The 13,993-nt window shown below is 63.4% G+C and carries 11 protein-coding genes and 5 pseudogenes; 3 read left to right on the forward strand and 13 right to left on the reverse strand.

The window, feature by feature from the left end:
- Positions 1-25 precede the first annotated feature (25 nt).
- From AB4N82_RS28570 to gspG, 12 genes and pseudogenes are all read right to left on the reverse strand, one after another.
- Complete coding sequence (locus AB4N82_RS28570) at positions 26-1,207, reverse strand: substrate-binding domain-containing protein (RefSeq protein ID WP_122763656.1); 1,182 nt, start codon at positions 1,205-1,207, stop codon at positions 26-28.
- A 523-nt stretch (positions 1,208-1,730) separates the two neighbouring features.
- A complete protein-coding gene (gspF, locus tag AB4N82_RS28575) occupies positions 1,731-2,942 on the reverse strand; it encodes a type II secretion system inner membrane protein GspF (RefSeq protein WP_095185996.1) in 1,212 nt (403 codons plus the stop codon).
- Positions 2,942-4,360, reverse strand: a complete 1,419-nt coding sequence (gspE, locus tag AB4N82_RS28580; RefSeq protein ID WP_032885400.1) for a type II secretion system ATPase GspE — start codon at positions 4,358-4,360, stop codon at positions 2,942-2,944. The genes gspF and gspE overlap by 1 nt, the downstream gene beginning before the upstream one ends.
- Positions 4,361-4,578: 218 nt before the next feature.
- Positions 4,579-4,731: pseudogene (locus tag AB4N82_RS28585) on the reverse strand (type II secretion system protein GspE); the annotation flags it as partial.
- Positions 4,732-4,948: 217 nt separating this feature from the next.
- A pseudogene (locus AB4N82_RS28590) lies at positions 4,949-5,101 on the reverse strand (type II secretion system protein GspE); the annotation flags it as partial.
- Between the two features lie 226 nt (positions 5,102-5,327).
- Positions 5,328-5,472: pseudogene (locus AB4N82_RS28595) on the reverse strand (type II secretion system protein GspE); the annotation flags it as partial.
- Positions 5,473-5,689: 217 nt separating this feature from the next.
- Positions 5,690-5,842 (reverse strand): annotated as a pseudogene (locus AB4N82_RS28600) (type II secretion system protein GspE); the annotation flags it as partial.
- A 139-nt stretch (positions 5,843-5,981) separates the two neighbouring features.
- Positions 5,982-8,288, reverse strand: coding sequence for a type II secretion system secretin GspD (gene gspD, locus AB4N82_RS28605; protein ID WP_122755896.1), 2,307 nt, complete (start codon positions 8,286-8,288; stop codon positions 5,982-5,984).
- A complete protein-coding gene (gene gspM / locus AB4N82_RS28610; protein WP_122681462.1) occupies positions 8,285-8,797 on the reverse strand; it encodes a type II secretion system protein GspM in 513 nt (170 codons plus the stop codon). Before gspM ends, gspD begins: the two co-directional genes overlap by 4 nt.
- A complete protein-coding gene (gene gspL, locus AB4N82_RS28615; protein ID WP_460104040.1) occupies positions 8,790-9,860 on the reverse strand; it encodes a type II secretion system protein GspL in 1,071 nt (356 codons plus the stop codon). The genes gspM and gspL overlap by 8 nt, the downstream gene beginning before the upstream one ends.
- Positions 9,857-10,734, reverse strand: a pseudogene (gspK, locus tag AB4N82_RS28620) (type II secretion system minor pseudopilin GspK). The gene gspL and the pseudogene gspK overlap by 4 nt, the downstream one beginning before the upstream one ends.
- An 8-nt stretch (positions 10,735-10,742) precedes the next feature.
- Complete coding sequence (gspG, locus tag AB4N82_RS28625; RefSeq protein ID WP_032885405.1) at positions 10,743-11,192, reverse strand: type II secretion system major pseudopilin GspG; 450 nt, start codon at positions 11,190-11,192, stop codon at positions 10,743-10,745.
- A 148-nt stretch (positions 11,193-11,340) separates the two neighbouring features.
- Here gspG and gspI point away from each other — a divergent pair, with 148 nt between their 5' ends.
- A complete protein-coding gene (gene gspI, locus AB4N82_RS28630; protein ID WP_032885406.1) occupies positions 11,341-11,706 on the forward strand; it encodes a type II secretion system minor pseudopilin GspI in 366 nt (121 codons plus the stop codon).
- On the opposite strand, the gene AB4N82_RS28635 is transcribed toward gspI, so the two are convergent.
- On the reverse strand, positions 11,693-12,124 hold the full coding sequence (locus tag AB4N82_RS28635) for a type II secretion system protein N (RefSeq protein WP_032885407.1): 432 nt from the start codon (positions 12,122-12,124) through the stop codon (positions 11,693-11,695). The two genes, gspI and AB4N82_RS28635, sit on opposite strands and share 14 nt — an antisense overlap.
- 93 nt (positions 12,125-12,217) lie before the next feature.
- Between AB4N82_RS28635 and gspH the strand changes: the two genes are divergently transcribed.
- Together gspH and AB4N82_RS28645 are read left to right on the forward strand one after the other, a co-directional pair.
- On the forward strand, positions 12,218-12,670 hold the full coding sequence (gspH, locus tag AB4N82_RS28640) for a type II secretion system minor pseudopilin GspH (protein WP_122763599.1): 453 nt from the start codon (positions 12,218-12,220) through the stop codon (positions 12,668-12,670).
- On the forward strand, positions 12,667-13,269 hold the full coding sequence (locus AB4N82_RS28645) for a type II secretion system protein GspJ (RefSeq protein WP_122681458.1): 603 nt from the start codon (positions 12,667-12,669) through the stop codon (positions 13,267-13,269). Before gspH ends, AB4N82_RS28645 begins: the two co-directional genes overlap by 4 nt.
- Positions 13,270-13,993 lie beyond the last annotated feature (724 nt).

A 13,993-nucleotide genomic window follows, 5' to 3' on the forward strand; every position in this document is an offset into this window, starting at 1 on the left:
GGTTGCGGGTCGTTGAAAGCCTGGGTTACAGCGGACGACCGATGGCGTTGCAGACGCTGGTGTTACCGATGCCTTGAGCGCTGGAAGCGGTGGCAAAGGTGTCACGCACGGCTTTTTTCCAGTTGGCTGGCAGCGGCACGAAGCGGTTGTTGTTGATGGCGGTGTCGTTGTTGATCAGGTTGCCGTAGTGGCGGTTGAAGAACGCACGGACCTGGGTGGTCTGGGTGGCGTCGGCGTAGCACTGGCTGAAGATCACGTTAGTGAAGCCCAGGATCGGGTAGCCGCTGGATGGGTAGGCGAACGTCGCCGGGCCGCTGGCGGCGGCAGCGAATACCGGTACCCAGTTGTCCGGGTTAGTGGCGTCGATGAACGAACCATCGGCACGGGCTTCGGTTGGCGCAGGGATCTGGCCAATGGCGGTGGAAACGTTGGCAGGCGCTGGCGAAACACCGCCAATCTTGGCCACTTTGGTGGCGTCATCCAGACCGGCCAAGGTGGTCGCCGCGTAATCCGGGCTCATGTAGGTGATCGCGCCATCTTGAGCGTTCAACGCGGTCATTACGCCTTGACTGCCGGTAGCGGCCACTGCGCCAGCAGGCAAGCCTGCACCGTAGCTGGACGAAAAGGTGGTGGTCACGGCGAACGGTTGCGTCTCAGCGCACTTGGCGTTGAGGAAGCGCGTGAACAGTTCGGTGGTACCGCTGGACTCGCTGCGGTAGATCACTTTGATCGCGCCAGTGCGACCCGAACCAGTGATCTGGCTCCAGTCGGTCAAGCGGCCCGAAAACACGCCGCACAGTTGGTTGACGCTCAGATCAACCGGGTTGGCGCCAGCCTTGTTGAATGGAATGGCGACCGAAGTGGCCACCGAAGGCGCCTGGATCAACTTGCCCCAAGTCGCTTGTTTGTTGGTTTTGTAAGCCAGCAGCTCAGCAGCCGTCAGCTTGGAATCGCTGCCTGCCCAGTGCACGTTCTTGTTAGTCACGCCCGCCACGAACTTGGTGTAATCGTTGTTCAGGAAAGCCGCCTTGCCGTTGCCGCTGCCCACGCCGATGTAGGCGGCGAAGCCAGTGGTGAGGACGCCGGAGGTTTGGTACAGCGGCTGTGGCAAGGTTGCGCCGCCGCCGTTGATGTCAGCCATTGCAGCCTGGGCCGAGCACAGTGCAGCGAGGGTCATGGATACCGCGAGAACGTTGCGCTTAAACATGAAGAATCTCCTTTCGTCGTGTTTGTACGTTTGGGGTAGATGGCTCTTGCATGACGCCATGGCTTCGGTCCCAAGCCGTGATAAAGGGGTGGCCGGGGGTGAAAACCATGGAAGAGAAAGTCGCAGTTTCCGATGACAGATGTAGGAAAAAACCTCGGGAGGAAACACTTGATTTTTAAAAAGATTCTCGGGTGTTTTGGTCATGATTCTGAGCGATTTCAGCCCAGGTGACAGCGAGGTTTCAGAGGCCCTGCCGTGGAGGCGGCAGGAACCGTTGGCAGATGACGGAATGAGGAACCCGAGGTTGGGACCCGGACATCGGGATACCAAAAAAACAACTGAAAAACGCTTTGAGTGGTGGAGGACGTTCGCCCCCCAATAGAACTGGATTTCCACGCAATGGATCTGCCCCCCGACAAAACGCGGTGTCTCAGAGAGGGTGCCGTGTCAGGTTTTGGGGTGGCTTCACCACCCAGCGCGGGGCAAGCCCGCTCACCACAGTAAGCCCGCTCACGCCGTTTGATCAGGTAACGAGTTGGTTGATCTCGATGATCGGCAACAGCACCGCCATCACAATCACCAGCACCACCGCCCCCATCACCACGATCATCAGCGGCTCCAGCAGCGCGGTCATGCCCATGGCCCGGCGTTCGATATCCCGCGACAGCGTCTGCGCTGCACGTTCAAGCATCGGCGGCAGCGAGCCGGTTTTTTCGCCGCTGGCGATCAGGTGGATCAATACCGGCGGAAAGACTTTCTCCACCGCCAGCGCCGGCGCCAGGTTGACCCCTTCGCGTACCTTGGCAGTGGCGTCGTTGACGCACTGGCTCAGGCGCTCGTTGGACAAGGTTTGGCGCGCCGCCTCCAGCGCCCGCAACAGCGGCACGCCAGCACCACCGAGGATCGCCAGGGTCGAGGCAAACCGCGCCGTGTTCAGACCCAGTACAAAGCGCCCGATCAGCGGCAGGCGCAGCACGCGACTGTGCCAATTCAAGCGCGCCACCGGGTTGCGCAGGTACAAACGCCAACTCCAGAAACCGCCGACAATCCCGGCGAAACACAGCCAGCCCCACGCGCGGATAAAGTCGCTGGCGTTGAGCATCGCCAGCGTCAGCCCCGGCAGGTCCTGACGCGCCTGGGAAAACGCACTGACCACCTGGGGCACCACGTAACTGAGCAAAAAAATCACAATGCCGATGGACACCAGCCCCACCACACCGGGGTAGATAAACGCGGTGAGAATCTTGCCGCGCAGGTTGTTGCGTTCCTCGATGTAGTCCGCCAGGCGCTCCATCACCTGGGCCAAGTCACCGGACTCCTCCCCCGCCGCAATCAACGCACGGTAGATCGACGGAAAGTCCCGTGGCCGCGCCGCCAACGCATCCGCCAGGCGCATGCCGCCGCGCACATCCCCACGCACGGCCGCCAACGTCTGGGCGATGTGCTTTTTCTCGGCCTGCTCCACCGTGGCACTCAGCGCCGCCTCCAACGGCAGGCTGGCGCCGAGCAGGCTCGCCAGTTGCCGCGTGGCCCAGGCCAAGTCGTTGTCCGAGAGCTTGGGCGTGAACAGGCTACTGCCCGCCGCCGCTGGCTGGCCGCCTTCGATCTGCACCAACAAGGCCGTCAAACCCCGCCCGCGCAAGTGGGCAAACGCTGCGCTCTGGCTGTCGGCCTCCACATGCCCGACCTCGACTTTGCCGCTGGCATCCGCGGCTTCATAGCGATAGCGATTCATCAGGCGTCCCGTGTCACGCGCAGGATTTCTTCGGGGGCCGTGGCGCCGCTGCGCACCCAGCGCTCACCGTCTTCACGCATGCTGAACATCCCGGCCCGCCGCGCGGCCAGGCGCAAATCCTGCTCGCCGGCGCCCTGATGAATCAGGCTGCGTACATCGTCGTCGACGCAGAACAATTCATGGATACCGGTACGCCCGCTGTAACCGACCTGGTTGCAGTGCGAGCACCCCACCGGACGCCAGGTGCCCGGCGCGGCAGGATCTTCCTGCTTGCAATGGGGGCACAGGCGGCGCACCAACCGCTGGGCCAACACACCCAGCAATGACGACGCCAACAGGAACGGCTCGACGCCCATGTCGATCAAGCGGTTCACCGCCGACACCGCATCGTTGGTGTGCAACGTGGCGAGTACCAAGTGACCGGTGAGCGAGGCCTGCACGGCGATCTGCGCGGTCTCCAAGTCGCGGATTTCACCAATCATGATGATGTCCGGGTCCTGACGCAGAATGGCCCGCAGCGCCAGGCCGAAGGTCATGTCGATCTTGGCGTTGACCTGGATCTGGCTGATGCCCGGCAAGTCGTATTCCACCGGGTCTTCCACGGTAAGGATATTGCTGGTGCTCGCGTCCAACCGCGCCAACGCCGCGTACAGGCTGGTGGTCTTGCCACTGCCGGTGGGCCCGGTGACCAGCACAATGCCGTGGGGCTGGCGGATCAAGGTATCGAGGCGCGCGAGCAACTGCGGCTCCATGCCCAGAGTCTCCAACTGCAAACGCCCGGCCTGCTTGTCGAGCAAACGCATCACCACCCGCTCGCCATGCCCGGTGGGCACCGTCGACACTCGAATATCAATCGGCCGCCCGGCCACACGCAACGCAATGCGCCCATCCTGGGGCAGGCGTTTTTCGGCGATGTCGAGCTGGGCCATGATCTTGATCCGCGACACCAACGCGCCATGCAGCGCCTTGCGTGGCGACACCACATCGCGCAGCGTGCCGTCGACGCGGTAGCGCACCACGGAATGGGTTTCGTAGGGCTCGATATGAATATCACTGGCCTCGTCCCGCGCTGCCTGGGTGAGCAAGGCGTTGATCATGCGGATCACCGGCGCACCGTCCTGGGTGTCGAGCAGGTCGGTGATCTCGGGCATGTCCTGCATCAGGCGGTCGAGGTCGACCTCGTTTTCCGCCGCGCCCACCACGGCCGCGGCGCTGCCGGTGTCGGCGTAGGCACTGGCCAGGAGACCGTCGAGTTCGTCATCGCGTATCTGCTCAATCCGCGACTGGCCGAACTGGCGCTGCACTTCGCTGATCGACCAGCCGGGGGTTGAGGGGCAGACGGTCAGCAACATGCCGTCCTCGCCGGGGCGCAGGAGGATGCGTTGGGATTTGGCCCAGGCGTAGGGGAGCAGGCTCACAAGGTATCTTCCTGACCGAGCACGGTCCACATGTGGGAGGGGGCTTGCCCCCGATAGCGGTGGGTCAGTGTGTACATCTGTGGCTGACACACCCTCATCGGGAGCAAGCCCCCTCCCACATTCAAATCTTCATTTGGATTCATGGCCGTGCACCTACCGGTACAGCCCGAATCACCGCCCTCGGCCCCGGCTGCTGCCCGCCCCGGAATCGCCTTCTCCACCTGCTCAATCCGCGACTGGCCGAACTGGCGCTGCACTTCGCTGATCGACCAGCCGGGGGTTGAGGGGCAGACGGTCAGCAACATGCCGTCCTCGCCGGGGCGCAGGAGGATGCGTTGGGATTTGGCCCAGGCGTAGGGGAGCAGGCTCACAAGGTATCTTCCTGACCGAGCACGGTCCAAATGTGGGAGGGGGCTTGCCCCCGATAGCGGTGGGTCAGTGTGTACATCTGTGGCTGAAACACCCTCATCGGGAGCAAGCCCCCTCCCACATTCAAATCTTCATTTGGATTCATGGCCGTGCACCTACCGGTACAGCTCGAATCACCGCCCTCGGCCCCGGCTGCTGCCCGCCCGGAATCGCCTTCTCCACCTGCTCAATCCGCGACTGGCCGAACTGGCGCTGCACTTCGCTGATCGACCAGCCAGGGGTTGAGGGGCAGACGGTCAGCAACATGCCGTCCTCGCCGGGGCGCAGGAGGATGCGTTGGGATTTGGCCCAGGCGTAAGGGAGAAGGCTCACAAGGTATCTTCCTGACCGAGCACGGTCCAAATGTGGGAGGGGGCTTGCCCCCGATAGCGGTGGGTCAGTGTGTACATCTGCGGCTGACACACCCTCATCGGGAGCAAGCCCCCTCCCACATTCAGATCTTCATTTGGATTCATGGCCGTGCACCTACCGGTACAGCCCGAATCACCGCCCTCGGCCCCGGCTGCTGCCCCCCTCGGAATCGCCTTCTTCACCTGCTCAATCCGCGACTGGCCGAACTGGCGCTGCACTTCGCTGATCGACCAGCCGGGGGTTGAGGGGCAGACGGTCAGCAACATGCCGTCCTCGCCGGGGCGCAGGAGGATGCGTTGGGATTTGGCCCAGGCGTAGGGGAGCAGGCTCACAAGGTATCTTCCTGACCGAGCACGGTCCAAATGTGGGAGGGGGCTTGCCCCCGATAGCGGTGGGTCAGTGTGTACATCTGTGGCTGAAACACCCTCATCGGGAGCAAGCCCCCTCCCACATTCAAATCTTCATTTGGATTCATGGCCGTGCACCTACCGGTACAGCTCGAATCACCGCCCTCGGCCCCGGCTGCTGCCCGCCCGGAATCGCCTTCTCCACCTGCTCAATCCGCGACTGGCCGAACTGGCGCTGCACTTCGCTGATCGACCAGCCAGGGGTTGAGGGGCAGACGGTCAGCAACATGCCGTCCTCGCCGGGGCGCAGGAGGATGCGTTGGGATTTGGCCCAGGCGTAGGGGAGCAGGCTCACAAGGTATCTTCCTGACCGAGCACGGTCCAAATGTGGGAGGGGGCTTGCCCCCGATAGCGGTGGGTCAGTGTGTAAATCTGTGGCTGACACACCCTCATCGGGGGCAAGCCCCCTCCCACATTCAAATCTTCATTTGGATTCATGGCCGTGCACCTACCGGTACAGCCCGAATCACCGCCCTCGGCCCCGGCTGCTGCCCGCCCGGAATCGCCTTCTCCACCGAAGGCAACTGCGGCGCCTGCACATCCGGCATCGCCCAACTGTGTTCCGGCTGCAACCCACCCTGCGCCCGACGCATAAACTCATAGCGGTTCAAGGTAATACTGCGCCCCGCCCCACTGTCGCGAATGATGTAAGGCCGCAAAAACACCATCAGGTTGGTCTTGCTCACACTGCGCTTCTCATTGCGAAACAACGCCCCCAACCCCGGAATATCCGATAGCCACGGCACCGCGTCGTTGCTCTGGCTATAGCCATCCTGCAGCAACCCACCCAGCACCATGATCTGCCCGTCATCCAGCAGGATGCTGGTATCGATCGCGCGCTTGTTGGTCACCGTGCCCGCTGCCACCGACGCCCGGGAATCCACACTGCTGACTTCCTGATAGATATCCAGCTTCACCGTGCCGCCCTCGGAAATCTGCGGGCGCACGTTCAGCTTGAGCCCCACTTCTTCGCGCTGCACGGTCTGGAACGGGTTATTGCTGGTGCCCCCGCCGCCGGTCACATAACTGCCGGTGACAAACGGAATCGTCTGCCCCACAAAAATGCTCGCCGCTTCGTTATCCAGGGTCAGCAGGTTGGGCGTGGACAGCACGTTGGTGCCGCCCTTGCTCTTCAAGGCGCGGGCCAGCACCTTGAGGTCGAGCACCTTGCCGATTCCTGGAATATCCACGGTGCCGTTGACCAGGCCGATGTTCAGGCCCTTGGGCAACACATCAATGCTAGTGGGACTGGTGGGCGTGCCATTCACACCGCTGCCGCCGAGGTTGACGCCGCCAAACCCGCCTTTGCCCGCCAGGTTGCCGGCCTGCCATTGCACGCCGAATTCCGTGGCGTCGTCCTCGCCAACTTCGACGATCAGGCTTTCGATCACCACTTGGGCGCGGCGTTGATCGAGCATGTCGATCACTTCCCGCAGGTTGCGGTACAGCGGGTCCGGCGCGGAGATCAGCAAGGTGTTGGTGGTGGCGTCGGCCTGGATGGTTACGCCGCCGGCGCTGAACGCAGTGTCCTGATCCTTGGACGGGCTGGCGGTGGAGGGTGAATCCTGGCCATAGCTCGATTGCACGCCACTGCCGGTGGGCGTACCACTGCTGTTCTGCGCATTGCTGGCTGGGGTGGTGTTCTGGCCATTGCCGCCCATGGCGCTGAGTTTGCTGCGCGCCTCGTCGCTGACCCCGGCGTCACTCTCGCCGGTCAGCAACCCGCGCAGCGACTGGGCCAGCTTGCCCGCCTGGGCGTTGCGCAGGTACACCACGTGCATGTTGCTGGGGTTGCTTTGGGCGTTGTCGAGCTTGTAGATCAAGTTGCGCGCCAGCTCCGTGCGCTCGGGGCTGCCGGAGCGAATGATGATGGAGTTGGAACGCGGATCGCCAATCACATTAATCTTCTGGGTCTGGTCGGCCCCCTGGGTTTCCAGGAGCTCGGCGACCATGGCCGCGATATCGACAGCAATGCCGTTCTGGATCTGCACCACGTCAGTGTCGATGGCGCTGGGCGTGTCGATGCCACTGATGATCTGCGCGACCCGCGCGAGGTTTTCCGCGTAGTCGGTGATGACAATGCTGTTGTTACCGGGATAGGCGTTGATCGGGTTGTTTGGCGACACGATGGGGCGCAGCACCGGGATCAGGTTCACCGCGTTTTCGTATTGCAGGCGGAAGGTACGGGTCTGCATGCCGCTGCTGCCGGCGCTGTAGATCGGCCCGCCGAGCAACTTGGCATCGGCCTCCGGCACCACCTGGGCCACGCCGCCGACATCAACCACGCTGAACCCCTGCATGCGCAGCGCCGCCAACAGCATGTCGTAGGCCTGATGCGCGGGGACCTGGCCTTCGCTGACCAGGGTCAGGTTGCCTTTGACACGTGGGTCCACCAGGAACTGCTGACCGGTAGCACGGGACAGTGCGCGCACCACGGCCTGAATATCGGCGTCGACAAAATTGAGCTGCACCGGTTGGTCGCCCAGCGGATTACGTGCCTTGACGGTCGTCGGGGCCTGGCCTCGGGCGCTGTTGGTCACCCGGTGCTGTATGGCGGGTTTGGGGACAAGTTCGCGCTGGCGATCCAGCACGGTATCGCCGCCGCGGCGGGTCTCGGCCAACGGCTGGCCGAGTTCGCTGTCCACCAACAACGGCTTGGTGGCCTGCTGGGTGCTGCACGCACTGAGCGCCAGCAACAGCAGTGGCGCGGCCATACGAAAAGGGGGGACTGACCACTTCATGAAGCTTCCTTAGCGCCAAGCGCCTGATCCATGCGAACGGTCCCGGACACAGTGCCGGCCGAGGTGTCGACGGTGTCCGGGGCACGCTGCAAACGTGCCTCGGACACTTCCAGAGAAAAGGTTCGGGGATTGCCCAACAACCAGCCCACCACAGCGTCCGCCGGGGCGTTGTCGAAGGTCAGGCGCCAACCGCCAGCATCCAGCGCCTGCAACTGGTAATGCTCGCGCAGACCGGCGCTGTCCAAGGCCTGGCGCAGCGCAGCTTCGTCGGCGGGCCGAGGTGCTGTGACGTCCTGCAACAGCACCTGCAACGCGGCAGCCTGGGCGCGCAGCTTGGGGGTTTCGGCTTGCCAATAGTCGATCTTTTTAAGCGCGGGCTGGACCAGAATCAGCCAGGTCAACAGGCTCGCCAGCACCAGACCGGCCCCCACCAGCATGCGTTTTTCACGCAGGGCCAGGCCGTTCCAGAACACATGGGTCTGGCTGCGTACGCGGTGCCATTTATTCATCGCCGGCTCCAGGTTTTTCCGCGACCTGGGCGGGCGCAATGCTCCAGCCATGGTCGTCCCGTGTGGCGGCAAACCCTGCCTGGGCCAACACGGCTTGCCACTCGCCCTCGGCCGCCGGGCTGCGGCTGTCAGCCAGCAGTTCCAGGTGCAATCGCCCCTGCTCGAAGGTCAGGGTGTCGACGCTGCCCACCATAAACGGCAGATGGCTGCCCACCAGTTGCAGCAGGCTGGGAAAGCGCTGGCCGGGGTCGGCGGCGGCGCCAGTCTGGCGTGCAGTCAGTTGCTGACGGGCCTGCTGCAACGGGTTGAGCACCACCGGCAATTCAGGAAACGCCTGGCGTACCTGCTGGCTCATCAACGCCTTGAGCCGCTGGCCTTCATCCGCCTGGCGGGCGGCGTACAGGTTGAGGCCGACCGTCCACACGACGGCAGCCAACGCGACACAGCCCAGCGCCCTGCCCCAGCCACCGCTGGACGCTTGGCTGAGACGCGCGTGCAGGCCCCAGCTCGGCACGGCACCGGCCCAACGCTGCGCCGCGGCCACCAGCGGTACATCGAGCGCCTGCAAACCCAGCGGGTGCACCGCTGCTTGTTGCAGGCTGTCGCGGGTCAACAAATAGCCTTCATCCAACGCCGCAGCCCCTACCGGCAAGGCATAGGGCGCGGGATACAGGCCGCGCAGTTTGAGTGGCGCCTGCGCCAGGACCTGGCTGAGTCGTTCCAGCCCAGCCTTCGGCACCCAACCAACCTGCACGCGGCCATCGCTTTCGCGCGGGCCGTGAGCCACTTGCATCTGTTCCACTGGGCCGAGGATCAACGCCTGGGCCGCGCAGGCCACGGCGGCATGGGTTTTGGCGGCAGGCAGTGGCGGCAATTCGAGGCTTGTCAGCAGGCTGTCGCAGGGGTGCAGAAAGCAGTCCACCGCGTGGCGGCCCTTGCCCAATTGCGCCAGGCTCTCATGGCCTTCAGAGACCACCGTGCCACGCTCCCACCAGGCCCATTTCACCCGGCTGTCCACACTCAATTCAGCCAGCGGCGGCAAGGCAATGCGCAAGCGTTTCATACGCCCACCCGCGACCAGATCACCTGGGGCCGGCGATTTTCCGGACGGTGCAGCAGCGCATCGAGGGTCACCCGACGTTGCTCCTGCCGCGCCTGGCCTTGCAGGCGAAACCACTCGCTGGTGATGCCGACCTGCACTGAGTCCACCGCCACCTGGGGCAAGTGCAGGCGATTGACGAAATCCCCCCGGTTGATAAACCAATGCCCGCCGTCACGTTCAGCCACCAGCGCCTGGGCCTGGGACAGACTCAGTTGGGGCACCACGGCGCTGAGCACTTCGGCGCGGGCGGTGTTGCCGTTGACCCAAGTCATGTCGGGCAGCACGCTGATATAGGTCTGCATGCGCTGCAACACCGCGGCGTCGAGGCCTTCCACACCGCTCAAGTCATCCAGGCTGCGCAGCATCGGGTACTTGGCGGGCGTATCGAGTTGCGCATAGGACGCGATGACCCGCTGGCTGATACGCCGGCTCACCGCCGGGTCAACACCGATCAGGCGGCACAGGCGTTCAAAACTCTGCAGTTGCTCGGCATCCACCCGCTGGCGATTGACCAGGTTGCGCAGGTTGAACTTGCCCTGCTCGTCTTCAACCCGACCTTCGAATGTGCCGCCCTGAGCGCGGGCCCAAGGTTGGTCAAGGCGGGTCAGCACGTCTTTCTGGCGCGCCTCCCACAGCATCTGTCGGCTGCGTTCAAGCCCCCCTGCAACAGCCACTGACCCTGCGTGCGCATCTGCTCGGCTTCCAGGCTGCGGGTAAACACGGTCTGGCGCGTGAGCATGGCGCCGGCGATCACCGCGACCACGGCGGCGATCAGCAACGCGCTGATAATCGCCATGCCGCGCTGCTTCGCCGCTGGGGGCGAATACTGTTTCATGGCGCGCCTTACAACTGCCAGGAGCCAATATCGGCATTCACGCCATCGCCATCCGGCTGGCCATCGGCGCCGAGGGAGAACACATCGACTTCACCATTGGCGCCCGGGTTGAGGTAGTGATACGGGTGGCCCCACGGGTCATTCGGCAATCGGTCAAGGTAGGCGCGCCAGGTGTTGGTCTTGGCATCCGCCGGGCGTTCCACCAGCACTTTCAGGCCCTGGGTCATGTTCGGGTAAGTGCCGTGGTCGAGGCGGTAGAGTTTCAGCGCCTGCATCAAGCCGCCGATGTCCTGCCTGGCCGCCGTGGCCCGCGCCTGGTCCGGCCGGTCGAGCACCTTGGGCACCACCATCGCCGCCAGAATCCCGAGGATGACCACCACCACCATGATCTCGATCAAGGTAAAGCCACGCTGGCCGCGAGGGCCTGGCAATGGGGACGTTAGGCGCGCGATATCCATCTCGACATTCCTTGGGTTGGGTGCATTTCGTGGCGCAGTGTTGCAAGAACATATGTCAGTCGTATTGAAAATCCTCGGGAGGTTCGGTCGCCAATCGGTCAACTCGCGGCGCTAGTCTGCGGGCCTGTTTACGGGCTTTGAGAGCGCCATGTACGGCCATCGCAACGAGCAAGGATTTACCCTGATTGAAGTGCTGGTGGCGCTGGCGATCATTGCCGTGGCCATGGCCGCCGCTGTGCGTGTGGCCGGATTGATGACCCAGAGCAACGGGCTGCTGCGGGATAAGTCGATGGCGTTGCTGGCGGCCCAAAGTCGCCTGGCAGAGGTGCGCCTGGAGGGCGGCCTGCGCAGCGGCAAGAAGACCTTCGAGTGCGACCAGGGCCGCTTGAAGCTGCGGTGCGAACAGACCGTCAGCGCCGATGGCCCGCTCTTTCAAATCAGCGTGTTGGTGCTCGACGCCAGCCGTGAGGCGCCGCCCCTGGCGCGGCTCGCCACCCAGGTCATGGCCGAGTGAGGCGCGGCAACGCAGGGGCATCCGGCAACTTATCGAGGTTGACGCGCAGCTTCTCGCCACCGCGCTCAATCTCCACGCCATCGCCTTCGATAGCCGTCAGCCGCACGCCAGGGCTGAGGCGTTCACCCAAAAGAAAACTGCGCGGCGGGCCGTCGTTGAGGCTGAGGATCGCCACCGCACCGCGCGCGCCAGCGAGTACGCCAGTGACCTTGACCTGCAACGCCGTCGGCGCATTGGCAAACCATTGCAGCGCCGGGTTATCGCTGCGTGCCGCCAGAGCCTGCGGGGTGGCCTGGGGCGTGTGGGATTCGGCGGACGTGAGTAGCAGCGGCGTCCACACCACCCCGCCAGCCAAAGCCGCCAGCAACGCACCGATCTGCACGCCCTGGGCGGGTGAAAATCGCAGGGAAAAAGCCATGAGTGGGACCTCCTGTTTGTCCGTGTCTCCAGCGTACAGGCCAATTCGCACGTTTTTATTTCACAACCTCGCCAGTTCAGCAGGTGCCCTACGATGAAACAGCACGGCTTCACCCTGATCGAGCTAATGGTGGTGCTGGTAATCATCGGCATCGCCAGCGCGGCCATCAGCCTGAGCATCAAGCCTGACCCGCTGCACCTGCTGCGCAAAGACGCCGAGCGCCTGAGCCAATTGCTGCAAGTGGCCCAGGCCGAAGCCCGCGCCGACGGCCGCCCGATTACCTGGCGCGCCGATGCCAAGGGGTTTCGCTTCAACCGTCGCCGTGATGACGGGATGGGCACGGAGGCGTTCCAGAGCGATGCCCAATTGCGCCCACGCTTATGGGAGAGCACGCCGATGCAAATCAACATCGAACCCCGGCAAACCCTGGTGCTCGATGCCGAGTGGATCAACCCACCCGTGCGTGTGGTGCTGTCCGACGGGCAACACAGCCTAAGCCTGCAACGCGATGCCGCCGGTTTGATGCGCGTGGTGAGCCAGCCATGAGTTCATCGCAGAAAGGCTTCACCCTGATCGAAGTGATGGTGGCGATCATGTTGATGGCGGTGGTCAGCCTGATCGCCTGGCGCGGCCTCGACAGCGTGACCCGCGCTGATCATCACCTGCAGGCGAGCACGGAACAGACTGAGGCGTTGTTGCGAGTGCTGAACCAGCTGCAGCGGGACATCAGCCTCAGGGCCAGCGTCGAACTGACCGCACCGACAGACGACGCCGACGGACTGGCCGCGGTGACGGTGCGCAGCTCTGACAGCAAGGGGTTTGAGTTGGACGTGATTCGTCGTGCACCGGTCGCTGGGGATGGGCTGCAACGGGTGCGCTGGTGGCTCAAGGGCGACAACCTGTATCGCGCGGCGGCGCCTGCGCGGGATCGGTTTCCGTTGCCGGCGGCCAAGGATGGCGTGGTGGTGTTGACGGGGGTGAGCGATTTGCAGGTGCGGGTGTGGGAGACGGATAAGGGCTGGCGGCAGTTGAGTGGGAATCGGCGGGGGGATCCTTTGGGGTTGGAGGTTAGGCTGGTCAGGCAGACCGCTCAGGGGGTTGAGCGGTATCGGCAGGTTTTGGGGCCTTTGCGGGTGGGGGAGTGATTGGGGGCATATCCGTTATTTGGGTGATGGCCGCTTAGGGTTCCGCCCTTACGGCGGCTCACTTTGGAAAAGCCCCAAAGTAAGCAAAGGGCTCTTGCCCCAACACTCGGCACCTCGCCTAGGCTCGGTGTGCCCGCACTCCGGCTTGAATCCGTGGGCCGCCGCGATGGGCCATCCATGGCCCAGCGCGGCTAACCCGGCGTCCTGCCGGGTTACCCACGGATTCAAGCCTGCGTTCGGCCAGCGTGTTTGACGGGGCGCCTGAGATCAAGATCAAAAGCGCAGATCAAAAGACCGCTGACTTCGTCAGCGAAAAGGATGTAAGAGCCAAATCAAAAGCAGATCTAAAGCAGATCTAAAGCAGATCTAAAGCAGATCTAAAGCAGATCTAAAGCAGATCTAAAGCAGAGCAAAAGCAGAGCAAAAGCAGAGCAAAAGCAGAGCAAAAGCAGAGCAAAAGCAGAGCAAAAGCAGAGCAAAAGCAGAGCAAAAGCAGAGCAAAAGCAGAGCAAAAGCGGGACAGCAGGCTAGAACCTATCTGTCTGATCTATGGAGATCAAACTGTGGGAGGGGGCTTGCTCCCGATAGCAGTGGGTCAGTCACAACTGCATCAACTGACACACCCTCATCGGGAGCAAGCCCCCTCCCACATTTGGAATGCGTTCGGCTTAAGAACCCGGTCGGCTCTAAGGCCGCCGCGCTCTTGCTTTTGATCTGAAATCGC

The sequence above is a fragment of the Pseudomonas sp. H1_D04 genome (assembly GCF_054683855.1).